A 19,217-nucleotide genomic window follows, 5' to 3' on the forward strand; every position below is an offset into this window, starting at 1 on the left:
TTCAAATTGCAGTGGCGCCGCCGTCTATTACCAGCGGATGGCCTGTTACGAAGCTCGACTGGTTGGAGCACAACCACAATACTGCGCTCGCGATTTCCTCTGGCTGCGCCATGCGGCCCATCGGGGTCATCGCCTCGATGGCCGCGCGATATTGCGGCACGGTCGCGATGTCCTTGACCATGGGAGTGTCGACCACACCTGGACAGACCGCGTTCACCCGGATGTTTTCCTTGGCGTATCGCAAGGCGGCAGAACGGGTCAGGCCGATAACGCCATGCTTGCTGGAGACATATCCGGGTTGGCTGGGGTTGCCGACCAGCCCGTTGACCGAAGCAGTGTTGACGATCGCCCCCCCTCCTTTGGCCAACATGGCAGAGATTTGTGCGCGCATGCAGTACATGACCGAGTTCAGGTTCACATTGATTGAAAGCGCCCAGTCCGGAGTGGTCCATTCATCGCTACCAGGCCGGTTTATGCCGGCATTATTGTGCGCGAAATCGAGTGTGCCGAACCTTGAGATCGCAGTTGCGACTAGGTCGTCGACCTGCGCCTCGTCCGACACATCGCAATGCTGAAAATGAGCGGTGCCGCCCGCATTAATGATGAGGTCTACAGTCTCCTGCCCCTTCTCGTCCTGCACATCGGAGACTAGAACACTCGCACCCGACCGACCGAACGCCAGCGCGCTGGCCCTGCCAATGCCTCCACTTGCGCCGGTAACGACTGCCACTTTTCCTTCGAATGGATAAATCATCTAATCCCTCATTTGCGTAAAAATTTAAGCCCTGTATAGCGCATATAGCGCAAAACACTGCAATTGAAACGCGAGATTCGTATGCCAGAAGTCCTGTTCGAACCTACCAAGCTAGGCTCTTTGGCCTTGCGCAACCGCATCGTCATGGCGCCAATGACCAGAGATCGCGCGGGTCCGGGCGATGTTCCTTCGGATATCATGGTGGAATATTACCGGCAGAGATCAGGCGCTGGCATGATCGTGACCGAAGGCACTCAGCCTAGTCTTGAAGGAAAAGGCTACTGGCGTACACCCGGCATCCATTCGGACGCGCAAATTGAAGGATGGCGACGTGTCGCCGACGCAGTGCATTCCGAGGGTGGGACGATTACCATGCAGATCATGCATTGCGGCCGCGTGGTCGTTGCGGACAACCGCGGGTTTGAAGCTGATGTTGTTGCACCGTCGGCGATCGCTTGCCCGGCAAAAGTTCCCGGACCGGACGGCGTGCCGCAAACTCCACAAATGCCGCGTGCGTTGAAGGCGTCCGAGTTGACAGCCTTGGCGCAGGAGTTCGGCGATGCGGCGCGCAATGCGCGCGCCGCTGGTATCGACGGCGTCGAGTTGCACTGCGCCAGTGGCTATCTCATCAACCAGTTTCTCAACCCGGTCAGCAATTTGCGGGAGGACGAATTCGGGGGCTCGCCGGAGAACCGCGCACGTTTTCCGATCATGGTGCTCAAAGCCATGGCCGGTTCGATTGGCGCGGACCGTGTCGGCTTCCGCATTTCGCCGGGTAATAAATATAACGGCATGGATGTGAGCAACCCGTGGGAGACATTCACCCCATTCCTGCGAGAAGCGAACAAGCTGGGTCTGGCCTATCTTCACGTTGTCGATATGGGCGAAGATTGCCCCGACACCTTGGCAATGTGCCGTGAGAGTTTTTCCGGACCCATTATCGCCAACAATGGCTTCAATGCCGAAAGAGCAGAACATGTGCTCGCGCATGGAAAAGCCCAAGCGGTATCCTTCGGGCTAAAGTTCATTGCTAATCCCGATCTGCCGTACCGGTTTCGCAACGATGCGGAACTGGCAAAACCCGATTTCGACAAGATCTATACCGGCGAGGCTGCGGGATATTGCGACTACCCCGCTCTTGCCTGAAAGCGAGAGCTATTGGCGGTTGGCCACGTCATACAACCCATGGCGGTCAACAATTTCGAGCTGGCCGTATCCAATTTTGAGCAACCCTGCCTGTTCAAACGATGACAGGTGCTTGTTCACCGTCTTGCGGGTGAGACCCATCATCTCGCCCAGCAACTCTTGATTAACGCGCAAGACCGGTTTGTCGTCCGGGCTCTCTGTTTCTGCCATCGCCAAAAGCCGGGCCGCTATGCGTTCGCGAGGCCTCAGCGATATGATCTCGGCGGCCATGCGCAGGGCCGCACGCGTGTGTGCATAAGCAAACCCGGCGATGGCGCGCCAGATTTCTGGCGAGCGACTCGCCACTTCGTCCAGCGCAGCTTCCGATATTTCGAGCAACAGACTTGGCTCGACGCAAACGGCCGTCACTAACCGGGGCCCACCGCTGTAGCGGGTGGCGTGCCCAATAACCATGCCGGGACCTACGACCCCGATAAGAACTGACCGGCCACCCGGAGCGGCGCAGTAGGAATGCAGCGAACCTCTGATGACAATGAACAGCCCTGCACGATTGTCGCCCTCGGCTTGCGCCCATTCGCCAACACCCAAACGAATGAGTCGCGCTTCGCTGACAAGTCGCTCGGAAAGCGTGGCCGGATAGTCCTTCAGCCAAGGAACCTCGGACAACACTTGAAGTGCCAATTTTATTTCGTCCAGATTCATTGAGAGATTGTAACCCTCGTGACAATTGCTCGCAAGGGTGCGTGGTAAAGTGAGAACATAAGAAATGGGAGAGAAGGCTTGGACACGCAGGCTGGCGGCAAGATCATACGGATTGGCGGCGCAACCGCGTCGTTTTCCGACACGGCACTTTCGGTGCCGCAACTGCTATCGGGCGGTAAGCTGGACTATCTGATATTCGATTATCTTGCCGAAGGTTCGATGGGAATTTTTGGCCGAATGCAGGCTGCAGATCCGTCAGCCGGATATGGCACCGACTTTCTCACTGTCCATGTTGGTCCGCATCTTCATGAAATCGCATCGCAAAAACTGAAGATCGTTGCCAATGCCGGCGGCGTGAACCCCTCGGGACTCGCCGCTGCATTGGAGAAAATGATTGCAGATGAGGGTCTGTCCCTCACCGTTGCCTTCGTCGAGGGTGACGATCTTCGAGATCGCACTTCCGAACTGCGCGATGCCGATTACCGTGACATGTTCACTAACGCGCCTTTCCCGGAAAATATCATAAGCTCGAATGCCTATCTTGGCGCGTTTCCCATCGCCGCCGCTTTGGCCGAAGGTGCGGACATTGTCATCACCGGCCGGGTCGTCGATAGCGCAGTGGTTTTGGGGCCGCTCATTCACGAATTCGGCTGGAAAGAGAAGGAGTACGACCTCCTCGCAGCCGGAACGCTCGCAGGTCATTTGCTGGAGTGCGGCGCGCAAGTCACCGGCGGGACTTTTACCGACTGGCGCGATGTGCCCGATTGGGCCAACATCGGCTATCCGATAGGTGAGTGTCATGCCGATGGCACTGTCGTGATGACCAAGCCGGAAGACACAGGCGGGCTGGTTTCCATCGGGACTGTCGCCGAACAAATCTTGTATGAAGTGAGCGATCCAGCTGACTATATTGTAGCCGATGTTCGCTGCGATTTCAGTCATGTGCAGCTCGAACAGATCGCACCGAACCGCGTGCGCGTCACCAGAGCCAAGGGCCTCCCGCCTACCGATACCTACAAGGCCTGCATAACCTTTGACGGCGGCTGGCGCACAGTCGCTTACCAGCCGATCATCGGAGAGGATGCTGCCGAGAAAGCAGCGCGTCAGGCAGAGGCGCTGTTCGCCCGCGCACGCACTTTGCTACGGTCCCGCAATTTGCCCGATTATACGCTTACCGAAAACGTATTGATCGGCGGCGAGGCCAGCTTTGGCGCTCATGCGGCAGACACCGGCACTCGCGAAGTGATTTCCAAACTCGTAGTCGACCACCCCACTCAGGAAGGTGCGGGTATCTTCGCTCGCGAGCAATGGGCAGGTATTTCCGGCATGTCCGTGGGCACATCTATTAATCTTGGTACCAACGTGCTGCCGATGACGGGCGTGTTCCTGTTCCTCATCGACAAACAGTCGATCACTCCGTCGGTGACGGTGAACGGAACGAAGTTGGGCCTGCCGAAGGCTCAAGGAACATCGGCTGCTGAAGCCGCGCCCACAACGGACTCCGAAATTGCATTGCCAACCGAACTGGGCACTACTGCAGTCGACCTTGTTAAGCTTGCTTGGGCACGCAGCGGCGACAAGGGTCATTTGTTCAATGTTGCGGTCATCGCCCGCCAACCCGAATACCTCCCTTACCTGAAAGCCGCGTTGACTTCAGAGGCTGTGGCGGAGTGGTACAGGCACCTCGGACCAGACGGTCAGCCTCCACGTGTCGATGACTATGAAGTGCCGGGACTCAACGCGCTAAATTACGTGATCAATGACGCCCTTACAGGCGGGATCAATGCCAGCACCCGGCTTGATCCGGCAGCCAAGGGAATGGCGCAGATGCTGCTGCGATTCCCCGTGAAGGTTCCCTCTGCCCTCGCCGCCGAGCTGGCTAGCGAAGCCTGAATTCAAGGAGACTGATATGCCTGATTATTCATACCTGATGCAGGGCATCAAGAAGGTCGAAACCGACAGCAGCGTGCTTGTCAGCTCGTCCAGATATCTCAACGATGCGCGTGTGCGTGACTGGGTTTCGACGCACCTCTTGCGGCGCAATGGATCGGACGTGCCAACTCCGTCTGATTCCATTCAACTGGTGCAGATCCTGCGCGAAGTTCAGGACATTGACTACATCAACGAGTTGATCGCGGCAGAGCGCAAATCCAATCCGGAATTAGATGCCTGGTTTGCCGAAGGTTTCTCATCCAGCTTCACGCTCGAAGACCTTGGCCAATATGCTCCTGACACGGTTGGCGGGATTTTTTACGCGGAGCTGAGCAAGAATTCGCTCGATGTGAACATCGTTCCGCCATTCGAGCCCAAGAACGACTTCGAATATTTCAATCTTCGCGCCGGCCAGACGCATGATCTGGAACATATCATGGGCGGCGGCGGGTTCGACTTTATTGGCGAGCTGGTGCCCTATTACATGCGGCTTACGAACCTGTTCGTGCACATGAGCCCCGAGCTTGCTGGCGAACTATCGGCTTTCTCGATCTTTGGTTCAACTCGCATTATCACCCGTGCGGTCCTGCATTATCCGCAAACATGGCTGATCACGCAAAACGCGATGGAACGCGGCGCGAAAGTGGGCCGGGAATCCGCTCCGCTCTATATGATGAAGTTCGAGGATGTGTTCGACATGACGCCAGAAGCGGCTCGTGAAAAGCTAGGCATCAAGGGCGTTGAATACGTCGATACCGGTGCTGCCTCGGCGCAGTGGAACTGAGCTGAAGGATAGGCCGCATGAGTAAGATTCACGTTCAGGACGGTGCGGAAAACGAATGGACCCCGATCCGATCCGTCATAGGCCGGGAACTATCCGAACGGATGACCGAGGGCGAGCTTCTGGGCGAGTTCAAACCGCATGATCGCGGCGATCCGGCAGGACTGGAATTGCTGGAAGTTTATTACCCTGCCGATGCCGAAATTTCAGTCCACGCCCATCTAGAAGATGAGATAATATTCGTCGTCGATGGGTCCATCCAGCTTGGAAACCGCACTTACGGCAAGGGTTCTTCACTCTTCGTTGCGCGGCATACTCTTTACGGATTCAAGGCTGGGCCAGAAGGCCTGCATTTGGTGAATTTTCGGGCGAAAGCGGATGCCAGCTTCATTACTTCGCAGGATTTCATGAAGCAGCGCGAACAGGATCGAGCCGATACGGCGGAACAATAGGGTTTGGAAGCCCGGCAATCTTTCGAGGGTCGGCCGCGATAGCCCTCGATGGTCTCAAGAAGGAAACTCGTGATGGAAATGCCAAAACGAAGCAATCCGATGATGGAAAAGCTCGCGCCGAAACCGGGCCGATATGCCTTGCTCCCCGAGCTAACCCCGCAGCAGGAACTCGCCTTACTGGCCCGTGCGTTGCACCGCGAAGGATATGATGATCACATCGCTGGACACATCACGCTGGCACAGCCAGATGGCACATTTCTCGTCAATCCTTGGGAGCTGGCGTGGGATGAAGTCACCGCCACGGATATCATCCGCGTCGATAGCACGGGCAAAGTCATCGAAGGCGATTGGAATGTCACCCCGGCAATTGGCCTCCATCTAGAAGTTCACCGGCGACGGCACGATCTGAAAGTCGTGCTCCACAATCATTCACGGTGGGGTCTTGTTTGGTCTGGCTCGGGGCGCGTGCCGCCGGTTTACGATCAGACCTCGGGCCAGGTCGAAGGCGACCCGATTTACTATGACGAATATGCCGGAACGGTCGATGGTGCTTCCGAAGCCGAAGCCGCAGCCGCGGCACTGGGCGATGAAAAATGGGCCATTCTGAAGAACCACGGCGTGTTTGTGGTCGCCAAGGACATTCGCCAAGCGCATTTGCGCGCCATCACCCTGGAACATCGGTGCCGCTTGGCTTGGCGTGTCGAGGCGCTTGGCGAAGGCCATCCCATTACCGATCCTGAAACCCTGCGTGTGGCGCAGATGTCAGACGATCTGGGCTTTCCCTTCCTTTGGGAAGCGATGGCTCGCAAGGAAATTCGTCTCGATCCGAAAGTACTCGGTGATGACGCTATGGTTTCCACCGAGGAGAGCGAAGCATGACTGTCGCAGTGATTACAGGAGCGGCGAGCGGCATTGGTGCCGGTCTGGCACGTCATGCGGCATCGCTTGGCATGGATCTGGTGTTGGCGGACTGGGATGCAGCCGCTCTGCAAGCAACTGCAGAAAGCCTTTCGACAGAAGTGCTCGCGGTTCCGACCGATGTCCGCGATGAAGCTGCAGTTCAAGCCTTGGCGAAGGCCGCCTACGACAAGTTCGGCTCGGTCGATCTGTTGTTCAACAACGCCGGCGTGCTTTCCAGCGGCCTGACGTGGGAAATCGATTCAGCGACCTGGCAACGCTCGCTCGACATCAATATCGGCGGCGTTGTCAATGTCATCCGCGCTTTCGTGACGCGCCTTATCGAAGCGGATCGCCCGTCGCGCGTCATCAACACCTCATCAATGGGGGGCTTCCTGCCGTCGCCCTTCATGGCGCCCTATACTGCGACCAAGTTTGCGATTGTCGCTATCTCCGAAGCATTGGCTGGCGAACTCGCCGCGATTGGAAGTGGCGTTCGGGTATCGCTGATTGCGCCTGGCGCCGTGAAGAGCGCGATAATGGATGAGCAAGCTCCTGCTGAAACCTCTGAATTCATGACCTTGATGCGCGACATGACGCAGGCAAATGGCCTGACACCCGATGAGTTCGCGCCGCTGGTTTTCGCCGCCATCGAGCGAGGCGAATACTGGATCATGCCGCAATCAGAAGCCCTCGACCAAGGAATACGAGACAGGACAGAAATGATCCTCAAGCGAGAACAACCGAAGAGCTTCCTGGTGGATAGCGATGGAGAGCAAGATGGCCGGTAGTCCCGAAGAATTCGATGTCGTGGTCATTGGGGCCGGTTTTTCCGGTCTTTATGCAATCCACAGGCTTCGCAAAGACTACAGCGTGGTCTGCTTCGAAAGGGGCGATGGCGTGGGCGGTACCTGGTACTGGAACCGCTATCCGGGTGCGCGCGTCGACATCCTGAGCGTCGAATATTCCTACGGCTTTGACGAAGATCTTCAGCAGGATTGGAAGTGGCCGGAATATTTCTCCGCCCAGCCCGAGCTCGAGCAGTATGCCAATCACGTCGCGGATCGCTTCGAATTGCGGGACAATATCCGGCTGTCGAACGCGATTAAATCATTGCATTTCGACGCGGATACCAACCGCTGGCACGTTCAGTCTGCAAATGGCGATTACGTGGTGTGCAAGTACGTTATTGCTGCGACGGGAAGCCTTTCGGCACCGAATATGCCCGACTGGCCGGGCCGCGAGAAGTTTCAGGGCGAAGTCTATCATACCACGCAGTGGCCACGCGAACCGCTGGACCTGAAGGACAAGCGCGTCGGGATCATCGGCACGGGCTCGACCGGTATCCAGGCTGCACCGCTGCTGGCCGAACGGTGCAAGCATCTCACGGTTTTCCAACGCACACCAGCATTCAGTATGCCTTCGGGCAACCGCCCGACGGATCAAGAACATGAGCGCAGCTGGAAGGAGAACTACGGCGAGCGACGCGACAAGATGCTCGACACCTACGGCGTGTCGCTGATCGAATACGGCACCAAGTCGGCGCTCGAATGTACTCCGGAAGAACAACAGGCGATCCTTGAAGAAGGCTGGAACTCGAAAAGCGCTTTCCAACTGATGGTTGCTTTCCCCGATGTCATGACCGATCGCGCGGCCAATGAAGTGGTTTGCGAGTTCGTCCGTGGCAAAATTCGCGAAATGGTTGATGATCCTGAAACAGCCGAGTTGCTTTGTCCGACCGATTATCCGTTAGGCGCAAAACGGCTGTGCATCGATAATGGCTATTTCGAGATGTATAACCGTGACAATGTGTCGCTGGTGGATGTGAAGGCCTCTCCCATCACCGAATTCACCGAAACTGGCCTGAAAACGGCAGATGCAGAATATGATCTGGACGTCGTCGTGATGGCTACGGGTTTCGATGCGGTAACTGGCGCGCTGACCCGGATCGATGTCCAAGGCGTTGATGGACTGAAACTCCGCGACAAATGGCAGGACGGTCCGACCAGCTATTTCGGATTCATGGTCGCAGGTTTTCCGAACATGTTCATGATCCACGGGCCGCTGACACCTGCTGCACTCGCCCAGATGATTACGGCAGGTGAGTGGCAGGTCGATTACGCTGCCGGCGTGATTGATGACATGGAGAAAGGTGGCTTCTCTCGCATCGACACCACCGAAGAAGCGGAACAGTTCTGGGCTGACGAGGTCAACACTGCTGCGTCCCACACTGTCTTCGGTCAGGCAAACTCTTGGTACAACGGCAAGAATATCGACGGCAAGAAGGGCGGCTTCATGATCTATGTCGGCGGCTTTCCGCGATATCGCGAGCTCAGCGAAGACGCCTTGAAAAACGGTTACGAAGGTTTCGTTAGAAGCTGAATTTCCAAACGCGCGCCCTAAATCTTTCAACCGAGCATCGGACCTCAATTTTATGATCGATCCGCATATCCAGGCAATTTTGCAGGCAATGGCCGAGAGCGGGTTTCAACTGCCCGAACCGTTAGAGGCCGGATCGCTTCGGGCCGTTGCAGACGCGCCCATCCCTGCGCCGCCAGTTGAAATTGCCGAGCAGCGTGACCTGACGATTACTGCGGAGGGCCGGGAGCTTGCAGGGCGGTTGTATCATCCGGAGCCGAGCAAAGTTCTGCCGGTTGTGCTGTTCTTTCACGGCGGTGGCTGGGTGCACGGTACGCTGGAAACGCATGATAGGCTTGCCGCCCATCTTGCAGTGCAGGCAAATTGTGCAGTGGTCTCGGTCGACTACCGTTTGGCACCGGAAAATCCCTTCCCGGCCGCGTGGACCGATGCCATAACGTCGCTTCGCTGGCTCAAGGATAACCATTTCGCACTGGGTGTGGATCCAGAACGCATCGCGCTTGCGGGCGACAGCGCTGGAGGCAATCTGGCCGCCGCTGTGGCGCAGGCCTTTGCTGGCGATGCCTCTGTCGTCCATCAACTGCTGTTCTATCCTGTGCTGGACGGGCGCTGCGCGACCGAGTCCTTCGCGCAGGACCATTTCGGCTTCCTATCAACTGACCAGATGCGCTGGTATTGGGAACAATATGCTCCCGATGAGAAACGATCAGATCCGCGTGCCTCTCCTGCCGAAGCTCTGATAGCCGCAAACCTTGCTCCGGCTACAATAATCACTGCTGGCAACGATCCGCTTCACGACGAGGGAACCGCCTATGTGGCAGCGCTTGAGGCAGCGGGCGTGAAATCGAAACTGCACGACTTCCCCGGCGCAATTCACGGGTTTGCCAGCCTGTTCGGCATGGCACCGATTGCGGATGAGGCGATGGCCAAAGCTGCGGACGCGTTAAAATCGGCGTTCGGCTCCAGATAGCCGACACGGCATCAAGCGATTTACCTGAAGGGAGACACCATGCGGCGACTAGATGGAAAGGTGGCATTAGTGACCGGCGGCGCGCGCGGCATTGGCGAGGGAATCGTGCGCCGCTTTGTCGAGGAAGGCGCGCATGTACTGATCACCGATATTCTCGATGACGAAGGGCAAGCGCTGGCTGACGAACTCGGCGCTGGCTGCACCTTCACCCATCACGATGTGACCGATGAGGCTGGCTGGAAACGCGCGTTCGCATACTGCTCGAAAACTTTCGGCAAGGTAGATTGCCTGGTAAACAATGCTGGGATCATCAAATTCGCCAAGCTGGATGATCTTGCCGCAGAAGACATGCGCAAGATCATCGAAGTAAATTTGATCAGCGTCATGATCGGCACGCAGGCTGCGATCCCCTATCTGGAGGCGGTGGGCGGCGGCTCGATCATCAATATGAGTTCAGCCGACGGCATTTCGGGTGCGAACTCGCTGACTGCCTATTGCGCCTCCAAATTCGGCGTCAGAGGCTTCACAAAGGCCGCCGCAATGGAGCTTGGCCCGCGCGGAATCCGGGTGAACTCGATCCATCCCGGCGGTATTGTGACGCCGCTCGCAAATCCGCACAATGTCTCACGCGCAGACTACGACAAGGGATTCCGGATCTATCCGGCGCAGAGAGCCGGCGACCCATCCGATATCGGTGCCGCAGCCGCCTACCTTGCGTCCGACGATGCACTTTATTGCCATGGCACAGAGCTCTCGGTCGATGGCGGCCTTAATGCGGGGCACTATTACATGACTATGCCGGGCGCGCCCGAGCGGACCTGAGCTATCTGGAGCAGATTATGATTCACTATCAAATGGACGGAAAAGTGGCGCTTGTAACCGGCGCCAGTGGCGGCATCGGCCGGTCGGCTGCTCAGGCATTCGCTGGATCCGGCGCCAGTGTTGTCGTCTCCGACGTGCAGGAAGAAAAGGGCGAAGAAACGGTCAAATTGATCACGGACGAAGGTGGCAAGGCGGCGTTCCAGCTCTGTGACGTGTCGGATGAAGCATCAGTCCAGGCATTGGTTGACAGGGCCGTATCGGAATATGGCCGGTTGGACTTCGCGGTGAACAACGCGGGCATCAACGATATCGCAAAGGACGAATACGAATTGGATGTTTGGCAGCGCAGCCTGGACGTCAATCTGACCGGTGTGATGCTCTGCATGAAGGCCGAGGCCGAAGCGATGCTCGCCTCCGGTGGCGGCGCGATCGTCAACACTTCGTCCATCAACGGCCTTATCGGCAATCCGATGCAGCCGGCTTATAATGCCGGTAAGCACGGCGTCATCGGCTTGACCCGTCATGGAGCTTTGAAGTGGGCGAAGGATGGCATCCGTGTCAATTGCGTTTGCCCCGGCTTCATCGAAACCCCTATGACCGATATTATTACTAAAAGTGCCAAACTGACCAATTCCATGAAGCTCATCACACCTATGGACCGCATCGGCAAGCCAGAGGAAATCGCGAGCGCAATGGTCTGGCTGTGCTCAGACGCGGCAAGCTTCGTTACGGGCCATCCTATGGTCATCGATGGCGGCGCTACGGCAATGTAGAAGCTCCCGCAGCTGCGGCAGAACAATCGCAAGGCACACCACGCCATATGATCGCGCAATTGCTCTTTGTTGGCGACACAGATGCCTACTGCGGGTAAACTTCTCGAATGATCCACTTTTTCAATTCATCCCGCCACGCCCAAACCGATTTGGCGATTGATCTGGGCACTGCGAACACGCGCGTTATTCGGCGCGGTGAAGGCGTCATTTTTGACGAGCCCTCACTGTGCTGTTTTTCCGGTACCGCCAGTCGCGCAACATGCGTGGCCGCTGGCAACGAAGTTGGAGCGATGGTGGGCCGGATGCATGCAGGGATGGAGGTACGCCGTCCATTGGCGCGGGGTGTGCTGCAAGACATCCGATCTGCCAGTGCCTTGCTGGAACATGCTCTCAAATCGGTCGGTGGCAAGAGAGGCTTTCGGAAGCCCCGAGCTCTGATCGGCATCCCAGCCGATGCCACCAAGGCAGAAGCCGGCGCCCTGAGAACTGCAGCAAATGACGCAGGCATCGGTGAAGTAAAGCTGATCTCAGAGCCTTTCGCTGCTGCGATGGGAACCGAGATGCCGCTTGGTTCGGCGCGTAGCTCCATGATTATTGAATGCGGAGCGGGCACCACGGAAATCGCGGTGTATTCGCTCAACGGTCTCTGCAAAACACGTTCGGTACGTCAAGGCGGACTTGCACTAGATGCAGGCTTGGCGGATTTCCTCCATGCCAAATATCATTTCCTGATCGGCGGACAGACAGCCGAGCAATTGAAGCGCGAGCTGGTATTGTATTTTGACAGTCAATCGATCGCCAACGATGAGATCGTAGTCAAAGGTTTAGACCTGCAAAAAGGTGGGCCAGCAGCACTAGCTTTGTCCCATAGTGAATTGCTTCCGGTCTTTGAGAAACATGTGGCACCGCTGGTCGATGCCGCCATGACCGTTCTCGGTGAAATTTCGCCCGATCTCGCTGCTGATCTGGTCGCCGATGCGATAGTCATGACAGGTGGCAGTGCATGTGTGGGAATGTTCGCGCACGAACTATCACAGAAAAGCGGCATTGCCGTGGCTGTGGCCGATGAAGAGGCACTATGCGTATCAAAAGGCCTGGAGCGAATGCTGAGCGATTAAAGCGTGTGCCACCCACTCTCAGGCCGTCGCCGCAATTGACTTCACCACGCTCCATCCCCAGATACAATCCATGTCTATTGCCATGACATTCAGGCGATACCGCCACCATTCGGGTCAACTCGCTGCAAGAGTTTGATCCCGGGCACGATTGGCGCGACTCTTGGTCCACTTCTGGCCGCTACCTTAATGTCAGTCTACGGCCCATCGTCGTTCTTCATTTTTGAATCCATCGTTGCGGTTACATACGCGCTATACGTGCTGTATTCGGTGAAGAAGCGTGCAAAAATTTCGCCTGCCGACAGAGAGAAGTTCGTCCCACTGCCAGACATTTCTTCTCTCGCGGTCCGGCTCGATCCCCGGACAGAACCGGACAACTCATATGAAGGTTCAGGACGAGACGGGAGTCCTGATGAGCCTAATTCTTGAATGATGGAAGTTATTCCCAACAGCTGACCTGGCTGTCCGCAATCGGCTCCGTTCAGGTTAGAAACAGGTCGGCAAGTTCCTTTTGATTGACAAAAAGATCTATCGCACCTTTCGTGCGGCGCCCACTTAGCTGCCATTCGGCTCGTGGCTCGAATGCGGATAGATGCGGCTAGTCCGGTTTTAGCTTTGTTGGATCGGCCTCGGATGTAATGCTGAGCCCTTCTTGCCCTTCACATTTCATTCGACTTCTCCAGCATACGAAGCATTGGTGTGCTCACTGGATTCCGGCCGGATCGACCGGCTGCTGCCCCGGCGACGCGCTCGACCGGGGCCTTGGGTGGTGGGAGTAGCAAGTCGCTGCTCCGATCAAAGGAGAACCATTCATGACAAAGGAAACCACGACCAAGCCCAAACGCCGCTATGCGCGCGGCCCTGGAAAGGGCAATGCCGCCGAAGGGCAAACGTCATTTGGTGAAGCAGCAGCACCGAAGCGCGAAACGAAGATCGGCATTGTGATCGCCCTGCTCGAACGCAAGGAAGGCGCAACGCTGGGCGAGATGATCGAGGCAACGGGCTGGTTGAAGCACACAACCCGCGCTGCACTGACCGGCCTGCGCAAGAAAGGCCACGAGATCACGCGCGACAAGCGCGTGGACGTCACCTGCTATCGCATCGCGAAGGGCGTCTGATCATGGCGAAGCTCGATGACCAGCTGCAGGAGCTGGAAGATCTGACCAAGGCAGACCTCAGGGACCGGTGGGCAAAGCTCACCGGTCGCCCGGTCCCTAAGATCAGTGAGAAGCTGCTGCGCCTCGCCCTCGCCTACGAGATACAGGCAAAGGCGCTTGGTGGGCTGCCGCGCAAGACGCGCCAGCGGCTCGATCAGGTCGCCGCGGCGACGACGACACAGACTAAGGACATCCGGCCCGGCATGCGGCTGGCCCGGGAGTTTGCCGGCAAGGTCCACGTCGTGAGCATCGGCGACAACGGCGAGATCACATGGAACGGCCGAGAATGGCGCTCGCTCAGCGAGGTCGCCCGTGCGATCACTGGCACCCGCTGGTCGGGCCCTGCCTTCTTCGGCCTCCGGCAGAAGAGGAATGCGGCATGAACAAGGTTCGCTGCGCGATCTACACCCGCAAGTCCAGCGAGGAAGGGCTGGAGCAGGACTTTAATTCACTCCATGCCCAGCGCGAGGCCTGTGCTGCATACATCCTTAGCCAGGCATCCGAAGGCTGGTCGCTGCTGCCGGACGAATACGATGATGGAGGCCTGTCGGGTGGCACTCTTGAGCGCCCTGCCCTTCAGCGGCTGCTGGACGATATAGGCGCCGGCAAGATCGACATCGTGGTCGTCTACAAGGTTGACCGGCTGACGCGCTCGCTGCTCGACTTCGCGAGACTGGTCGAGACCATGGACAAGGCCGAGGTCAGCTTTGTCTCGGTCACCCAGTCGTTCAACACGACCAACTCTATGGGGCGGCTCACACTCAACATGCTGCTCAGCTTCGCGCAATTCGAGCGCGAGGTGACGGCCGAGCGCATTCGCGACAAGATAGCAGCTTCCAAGGCCAAGGGCATGTGGATGGGTGGTAACCCGCCCCTTGGATACCGGCCTGAAGGACGAAGCCTTGCCATCGTCGAGGACCATGCCGAACTGATCCGCGATCTCTTCAGCCGCTATCTCGAGATCGGCAATGTCCGCCTGCTCAAGCAGCAACTTGACGACGAAGACTTGATGGTGCCCGAGCGGTTCGCGTCAACGGGTCGCAGAATGGGCGGCGTTCCGTTCACCCGCGGGCAGATCTACAAAATCCTCTCCAATTCAATTTACACTGGCAGGATCGAACACAAGGGCGAGGTCTACGATGGCCAGCACGATGCCATCGTCAACGATGAACTTTGGGACGCGGTGCAGGCCACGCTCAAATCCAACCGGCAGGGCGAGCGCACGTCGGCTAATGCCAGATCGCCAAGCCTGCTCGCCGGAAGAGTCTTCGACGCGGAAAGCGAACCGCTGGTGGCCAGCCATGCATGCAAGGGAATGACCCGCTATCGTTACTACGTCAGTCGCTCCCTACAGCACAAGGAAGAAGCACCCAACAAAGGCTGGCGCGTCCCTGCTCACGAACTGGAAAAGACGGTTTGTGAAGGCATCGTCCGCGAACTGCGCCAGCCGCTCGCCTTAGTCGACAAGTTGGGATCCGAGCATTCGCCTCACAAGATAAATGTTTTGCTACGCCAAGCTTCAACGCTCGCCGATCAAGTAGCGAAGCGCCAACGCATGCCAGTTCGCCAACTGGTCGATAGGGTCTGCGTCCAGCGCGATGGTATCGTAATCGACATGCTGGCAAGCGAGTTGGCATCCAACCTCGGTCTCGATAATGCGAGCGATGGTCCTACCACCGTTACCATCGCTGTCCCGGCCAGTCTCAGGCGAAGCGGCCGCGCTATGAAACTGCTGCTAGGCGATGGTATATCCGCCGCAACACCGGAACCGCAACAACACCTTGTCAGGCTGATCCTCCGGGCGAAGATCCTATGGCAGGAAATGCTCGAAAAAAACCTGACGCCTTCCGCGATCGCGAGAGAACACGGCATCAGCTCCTCTCGGGCTTCGCGGCTGATCCGGCTGAACTTTCTTGCACCCGATATCATCGGCGCCATCGCATCGGGCACCCAGCCCGCAGCCCTGGATGCGCAGGGTCTTCTCGACCTGCACGACCTCCCACTCGAATGGTCAGCGCAGAAACAACTGCTCAATATCAACTAGATCATCATCCCGGATGATCTCGGAGCGGCGCTTAGGCGCCGCCCTTTTTCGTTCGCGGGCGCTGCTAGGCGGACCTGCAGGGTGGTCTCACCGAAATGTGGCCCAGAGAAAACGAGCAAGATCTCGCGTATTTTAGCACCGGACAGTTTCTCCGGCAGACCGCCTCGGGCGCGAACTCGCGCGGAACTGCGCGAGTTCTGAAGAGGAACAAAAGTCTTCTATATCAACAGTTTATTATTGGCGGAGAGGGAGGGATTCGAACCCTCGGAACCCCATAGGAGCTCAACAGTTTTCGAGACTGCCCCGTTCGACCACTCCGGCACCTCTCCGCAAGATGAACGGGCGGGATTTTCCCGCCAGGCCTTCTGGAAGCGCGGCGGTTAGCGGATGGACGATCACTTGCCAAGACCCAGTTTGGCTCTCGCAGGCAAAATCGGGTGATTGGTCCAAAGTCCGCCTTGTTGTGCGGCGCAATATCCCTATATTTGCAATTATGGATCGCTCGGAATTCTATTCTTCCCAAGCCGGCCGTTTCGTCGATGCACCGCGTCGTTCAAGGGCGCGATTTGCGATTGGCGATGTTGTGAAGCACCGCAGCCATGATTTCCGCGGTGTCATTTTCGATATCGACCCGGTCTATGCCAATTCGGATGAATGGTGGGAACAGATCCCCGAAGGCCAGCGTCCGCGCCGGGACCAGCCGTTCTACCACCTGTTGGCCGAGAACGATGACAGCTCCTATGTTGCCTATGTCAGCCAGCAGAACCTGCTGATGGACACCATTGGTGAACCGATCGACCATCCGCAGGTCTCCCAACTGTTCGAGGATTTCCGCGGCGGTCGCTATCGCCTGCGCCGCAGCCTGACCCACTGAGGCTGTTTACTCGGCGCAATCGCATGGTAACGATCGCGTGTTAGGGGGTGCATCATGCTCGGTTCAGGCCATCCCTATTCCGATCCGCTAGAAATCGCCCTGCAGCGCGAGCTGGTGGAGGGCGAGCGTGTCATGTGGAAGGCGCGACCACTGTCGCGCATCATGTGGACGGGATTTGCGATATGGCTCTTCGCCGTGCCGTGGACGGCTTTTGCGGTCTTCTGGACCGTGATGGCCTATGCCGGCGTCGACAGCATGACGGATGGAGGAAGCAGCTTGCTGGCCTACGCCTTCCCGCTGTTCGGCCTGCCGTTTATTCTTGTCGGGCTGGCAATGATGAGCGCCCCCTTCGCCCCGCTCCTGTGGGCCAATCGGCGGATGTTTGCCGTAACCGATCGGCGGGTGATCGAATTGCGTCTTGCACGCCAATTGCAATCGAAATCGGTGGATCTTTCAGAGCTTGGCGCGATCGAGCGCACCGAGAGCCGCGATGGGAGCGGTTACCTCAAGATAGCCATCGGCATATCACGCGACAGCGATGGCGACCGGCAGATCGACTATTTCAAATTGGGTGAAGTCAGCGATGTGATGCAGGCCGACGATGCCATCCGCACTGCGCGGGACCGGCTCGCGCAATCCGCGCCGCTTCCAGAGCCGCTCAGCTCTTGATCTTCCAGCCGCTCCGCAACACGCGGTAAGTGATGAAGCCCAGCACCAGGTTGAGAACACCAACGCCGATTGCCGCGCCCAGCACGGCTTCGTTTGTATTGCCAATATCGCTTTGCCCCAGGAATCCGTAACGGAAGCCCGAGATCATGTAGAAGAACGGGTTCGCGCGGCTGATTGCCTGGAAGAAGGGCGACAGGTTTGAAATGACGTAGAACGTCCCTGAAAGCAGGCTCAGCGGGGCGACGATGAAATTGCTGATGGCCGCATTGTGATCGAACTTTTCCGCCCAGATGCTCACCAGGAAACCGAACAATGCCAGCATGGTCGCGCCCATCAGCCCGAACCAGATTATGGCCCACGGATGCGCCACGTGCAGATCGACGCCGGGATAGAGCCACATCGCAAAAGCAACTGCTCCGCCAACCAGAACCGCGCGCGTGACGGCTGCCGCCACGATACCGAGCATCAGTTCGGCGTTGGAGATCGGGGGCATCAGCAGGTCGATGATCGTTCCCTGCATCTTGCCCGCCAGCAGGCTGAAGCTGGAATTGGCAAAGGCGTTCTGCATCATCCCCATCATGATGAGGCCCGGGGCCACGAATGTTCCGAAGCCCACACCCAGCACCTCCCGCCCTTCACGGCCTAGTGCAACGGTAAAGATCACCAGGAAAAGCAGTGTCGTGACAGCAGGCGCCCAGACAGTCTGCGTCTGCACCTTGAGAAAGCGGCGAATCTCCTTAATATAGAGGCTCCACAGCCCGATCCGGTTGATACCGGTGATCTGGGGCTCCCCCTTAGGCGGGAACTGGCGCGCAGCACCCTGGCCGGTGCTGGTCAATTCGGCGGCATTGGCTTCGGTCAATCCGGCGGTTTGGGGTGCTTGTTCGGCCATGGGTGTGCGCCTATCTTGAGCGGGCCGGGCTGGCAAGAATTACGGCGCACCAGCAGTGCGCTAAATACGGATGGACAAGATTACATGAGTTGGACCGAAGAACGCATCGCAACGCTCACCAAGATGTGGGAGGGTGGCTCCACCGCCAGCCAGATCGCAGAGGAACTGGGCGGCGTATCGCGCAATGCAGTCATCGGAAAGGCGCACCGGCTCGGTCTGAAGGCGCGCCCGAGTCCGGTGAAGGCCAAGGAAAAGAAGAAGGCTCCAACCAAGAAGAAGGTCGCGCCTGCGCCCAAACCCCCGGCGAAGAAGGCACCGGCCCCGGCTCGCAGCGCAGCACCTGCCGCGGAAAAGTCAGAAGCCAAGCCAGCTAGTGCTCCAGCCGGCAACCAGAGCCAGCCGTTGCCCAATAAGCAGAATGATTTGCCGAAGATCGTATCCTACGGTCCCGGCGGCTTCCTGCGCCAAGGCCCGGGTGACCAGCAGCCACCAATCCCGCCCGCGCCGCCGCGCCGCCTGGTGCCTGCAAAACCCAGCCCGGAGATTGCCGACAAGACCAGCCTGCTCGATCTCAACGACCGCGTATGTCGCTGGCCGATGGGACATCCGGGTGAAGCGGATTTCCACTTCTGCGGCGAGAAGGTAAACCCTGGTTTTCCTTATTGCGTAGAGCATTGTGGCCGGGCGTATCAGGCACAGCTTCCGCGTGGTGCGCGACGTCCTCCGCCACCTTTGCCGTTTGGCGGACCGCGCGTTCGCTAAGGTAACCGCATTGCACCCGAAAGGTGCACACGAAACCCGCCGCGGCGCTTTCGCCCGGCGGGTTTTTCGTATCTGTACTGCACATGAAAGAACACC

General features: G+C 57.9%; 20 protein-coding genes and 1 tRNA gene. 17 read left to right on the plus strand and 4 right to left on the minus strand.

What is annotated here, in order from left to right:
• Position 1: 1 nt before the first annotated feature.
• Entirely contained in the window at positions 2–754 is a 753-nt protein-coding gene (locus tag AAC850_RS02220; protein WP_340586976.1) for an SDR family NAD(P)-dependent oxidoreductase, read from the minus strand.
• A gap of 81 nt (positions 755–835) precedes the next feature.
• Here AAC850_RS02220 and AAC850_RS02225 point away from each other — a divergent pair, with 81 nt between their 5' ends.
• Complete coding sequence (locus tag AAC850_RS02225; RefSeq protein WP_340586977.1) at positions 836–1,900, plus strand: alkene reductase; 1,065 nt, start codon at positions 836–838, stop codon at positions 1,898–1,900.
• Positions 1,901–1,909: 9 nt separating this feature from the next.
• Here the strand turns inward: AAC850_RS02225 and AAC850_RS02230 are convergent, their stop codons facing one another.
• Complete coding sequence (locus AAC850_RS02230; RefSeq protein ID WP_340586978.1) at positions 1,910–2,602, minus strand: Crp/Fnr family transcriptional regulator; 693 nt, start codon at positions 2,600–2,602, stop codon at positions 1,910–1,912.
• A gap of 78 nt (positions 2,603–2,680) precedes the next feature.
• On the opposite strand from AAC850_RS02230, the gene AAC850_RS02235 reads away from it, so the two are divergent.
• The 13 genes from AAC850_RS02235 (at position 2,681) to AAC850_RS02295 (ending at position 15,924) form a co-directional block, all read left to right on the plus strand.
• Positions 2,681–4,495 (plus strand): acyclic terpene utilization AtuA family protein, encoded by a 1,815-nt coding sequence (locus AAC850_RS02235; protein ID WP_340586979.1) that lies wholly within the window; start codon positions 2,681–2,683, stop codon positions 4,493–4,495.
• A gap of 16 nt (positions 4,496–4,511) precedes the next feature.
• On the plus strand, positions 4,512–5,318 hold the full coding sequence (locus AAC850_RS02240; protein WP_340586980.1) for a Coq4 family protein: 807 nt from the start codon (positions 4,512–4,514) through the stop codon (positions 5,316–5,318).
• A 17-nt stretch (positions 5,319–5,335) separates the two neighbouring features.
• Complete coding sequence (locus tag AAC850_RS02245) at positions 5,336–5,767, plus strand: cupin domain-containing protein (protein WP_340586981.1); 432 nt, start codon at positions 5,336–5,338, stop codon at positions 5,765–5,767.
• A 72-nt stretch (positions 5,768–5,839) separates the two neighbouring features.
• Complete coding sequence (locus tag AAC850_RS02250; protein ID WP_340586982.1) at positions 5,840–6,646, plus strand: class II aldolase/adducin family protein; 807 nt, start codon at positions 5,840–5,842, stop codon at positions 6,644–6,646.
• The gene (locus tag AAC850_RS02255) at positions 6,643–7,455 is read left to right on the plus strand and encodes an SDR family oxidoreductase (protein WP_340586983.1); all 813 of its coding nucleotides are present in this window, start codon (positions 6,643–6,645) and stop codon (positions 7,453–7,455) included. Before AAC850_RS02250 ends, AAC850_RS02255 begins: the two co-directional genes overlap by 4 nt.
• Complete coding sequence (locus AAC850_RS02260; RefSeq protein WP_340586984.1) at positions 7,445–9,046, plus strand: flavin-containing monooxygenase; 1,602 nt, start codon at positions 7,445–7,447, stop codon at positions 9,044–9,046. The genes AAC850_RS02255 and AAC850_RS02260 overlap by 11 nt, the downstream gene beginning before the upstream one ends.
• 52 nt (positions 9,047–9,098) lie before the next feature.
• Positions 9,099–10,013 (plus strand): alpha/beta hydrolase, encoded by a 915-nt coding sequence (locus tag AAC850_RS02265; protein ID WP_340586985.1) that lies wholly within the window; start codon positions 9,099–9,101, stop codon positions 10,011–10,013.
• A 39-nt stretch (positions 10,014–10,052) separates the two neighbouring features.
• A complete protein-coding gene (locus AAC850_RS02270) occupies positions 10,053–10,835 on the plus strand; it encodes a glucose 1-dehydrogenase (protein ID WP_340586986.1) in 783 nt (260 codons plus the stop codon).
• Between the two features lie 17 nt (positions 10,836–10,852).
• Positions 10,853–11,608: an SDR family NAD(P)-dependent oxidoreductase gene (locus tag AAC850_RS02275; protein ID WP_340586987.1), complete on the plus strand. Its 756-nt coding sequence runs from the start codon at positions 10,853–10,855 to the stop codon at positions 11,606–11,608.
• Positions 11,609–11,715: 107 nt separating this feature from the next.
• Entirely contained in the window at positions 11,716–12,726 is a 1,011-nt protein-coding gene (locus AAC850_RS02280) for a rod shape-determining protein (RefSeq protein WP_340586988.1), read from the plus strand.
• Positions 12,727–13,535: 809 nt separating this feature from the next.
• Positions 13,536–13,841, plus strand: coding sequence for a DUF3489 domain-containing protein (locus AAC850_RS02285; RefSeq protein ID WP_340586989.1), 306 nt, complete (start codon positions 13,536–13,538; stop codon positions 13,839–13,841).
• Between the two features lie 2 nt (positions 13,842–13,843).
• Positions 13,844–14,263 (plus strand): DUF2924 domain-containing protein, encoded by a 420-nt coding sequence (locus AAC850_RS02290; RefSeq protein ID WP_340586990.1) that lies wholly within the window; start codon positions 13,844–13,846, stop codon positions 14,261–14,263.
• Positions 14,260–15,924: a recombinase family protein gene (locus AAC850_RS02295; protein ID WP_340586991.1), complete on the plus strand. Its 1,665-nt coding sequence runs from the start codon at positions 14,260–14,262 to the stop codon at positions 15,922–15,924. Before AAC850_RS02290 ends, AAC850_RS02295 begins: the two co-directional genes overlap by 4 nt.
• Before the next feature lie 238 nt (positions 15,925–16,162).
• Here AAC850_RS02295 and AAC850_RS02300 read toward each other — a convergent pair.
• Positions 16,163–16,253: transfer RNA gene (locus tag AAC850_RS02300), tRNA-Ser, on the minus strand.
• Positions 16,254–16,417: 164 nt separating this feature from the next.
• Here AAC850_RS02300 and hspQ point away from each other — a divergent pair.
• Complete coding sequence (gene hspQ, locus AAC850_RS02305) at positions 16,418–16,798, plus strand: heat shock protein HspQ (protein WP_340586992.1); 381 nt, start codon at positions 16,418–16,420, stop codon at positions 16,796–16,798.
• A gap of 54 nt (positions 16,799–16,852) precedes the next feature.
• The gene (locus AAC850_RS02310; protein ID WP_340586993.1) at positions 16,853–17,467 is read left to right on the plus strand and encodes a hypothetical protein; all 615 of its coding nucleotides are present in this window, start codon (positions 16,853–16,855) and stop codon (positions 17,465–17,467) included.
• On the opposite strand, the gene AAC850_RS02315 is transcribed toward AAC850_RS02310, so the two are convergent.
• Positions 17,457–18,359 carry an ABC transporter permease gene (locus tag AAC850_RS02315; RefSeq protein WP_340586994.1) on the minus strand — a complete coding sequence of 301 codons (903 nt, stop codon included), beginning with the start codon at positions 18,357–18,359 and terminating at the stop codon, positions 17,457–17,459. The genes AAC850_RS02310 and AAC850_RS02315 overlap by 11 nt on opposite strands.
• An 84-nt stretch (positions 18,360–18,443) precedes the next feature.
• Between AAC850_RS02315 and AAC850_RS02320 the strand changes: the two genes are divergently transcribed.
• Positions 18,444–19,121, plus strand: a complete 678-nt coding sequence (locus AAC850_RS02320; RefSeq protein ID WP_340586995.1) for a GcrA family cell cycle regulator — start codon at positions 18,444–18,446, stop codon at positions 19,119–19,121.
• Positions 19,122–19,217 lie beyond the last annotated feature (96 nt).

This window comes from Erythrobacter alti (assembly GCF_037996805.1).
GTDB lineage: Bacteria > Pseudomonadota > Alphaproteobacteria > Sphingomonadales > Sphingomonadaceae > Alteraurantiacibacter > Alteraurantiacibacter alti.

Coding starts and splice junctions, on each gene's coding strand:
- AAC850_RS02220 (WP_340586976.1), bottom strand. CDS start 754: ATGATTTATCCATTCGAAGGAAAAGTGGCAGTCGTTACCGGCGCAAGT.
- AAC850_RS02225 (WP_340586977.1), top strand. CDS start 836: ATGCCAGAAGTCCTGTTCGAACCTACCAAGCTAGGCTCTTTGGCCTTG.
- AAC850_RS02230 (WP_340586978.1), bottom strand. CDS start 2,602: ATGAATCTGGACGAAATAAAATTGGCACTTCAAGTGTTGTCCGAGGTT.
- AAC850_RS02240 (WP_340586980.1), top strand. CDS start 4,512: ATGCCTGATTATTCATACCTGATGCAGGGCATCAAGAAGGTCGAAACC.
- AAC850_RS02245 (WP_340586981.1), top strand. CDS start 5,336: ATGAGTAAGATTCACGTTCAGGACGGTGCGGAAAACGAATGGACCCCG.
- AAC850_RS02250 (WP_340586982.1), top strand. CDS start 5,840: ATGGAAATGCCAAAACGAAGCAATCCGATGATGGAAAAGCTCGCGCCG.
- AAC850_RS02255 (WP_340586983.1), top strand. CDS start 6,643: ATGACTGTCGCAGTGATTACAGGAGCGGCGAGCGGCATTGGTGCCGGT.
- AAC850_RS02260 (WP_340586984.1), top strand. CDS start 7,445: ATGGCCGGTAGTCCCGAAGAATTCGATGTCGTGGTCATTGGGGCCGGT.
- AAC850_RS02265 (WP_340586985.1), top strand. CDS start 9,099: ATGATCGATCCGCATATCCAGGCAATTTTGCAGGCAATGGCCGAGAGC.
- AAC850_RS02270 (WP_340586986.1), top strand. CDS start 10,053: ATGCGGCGACTAGATGGAAAGGTGGCATTAGTGACCGGCGGCGCGCGC.
- AAC850_RS02275 (WP_340586987.1), top strand. CDS start 10,853: ATGATTCACTATCAAATGGACGGAAAAGTGGCGCTTGTAACCGGCGCC.
- AAC850_RS02280 (WP_340586988.1), top strand. CDS start 11,716: ATGATCCACTTTTTCAATTCATCCCGCCACGCCCAAACCGATTTGGCG.
- AAC850_RS02285 (WP_340586989.1), top strand. CDS start 13,536: ATGACAAAGGAAACCACGACCAAGCCCAAACGCCGCTATGCGCGCGGC.
- AAC850_RS02290 (WP_340586990.1), top strand. CDS start 13,844: ATGGCGAAGCTCGATGACCAGCTGCAGGAGCTGGAAGATCTGACCAAG.
- AAC850_RS02295 (WP_340586991.1), top strand. CDS start 14,260: ATGAACAAGGTTCGCTGCGCGATCTACACCCGCAAGTCCAGCGAGGAA.
- hspQ (WP_340586992.1), top strand. CDS start 16,418: ATGGATCGCTCGGAATTCTATTCTTCCCAAGCCGGCCGTTTCGTCGAT.
- AAC850_RS02310 (WP_340586993.1), top strand. CDS start 16,853: ATGCTCGGTTCAGGCCATCCCTATTCCGATCCGCTAGAAATCGCCCTG.
- AAC850_RS02315 (WP_340586994.1), bottom strand. CDS start 18,359: ATGGCCGAACAAGCACCCCAAACCGCCGGATTGACCGAAGCCAATGCC.
- AAC850_RS02320 (WP_340586995.1), top strand. CDS start 18,444: ATGAGTTGGACCGAAGAACGCATCGCAACGCTCACCAAGATGTGGGAG.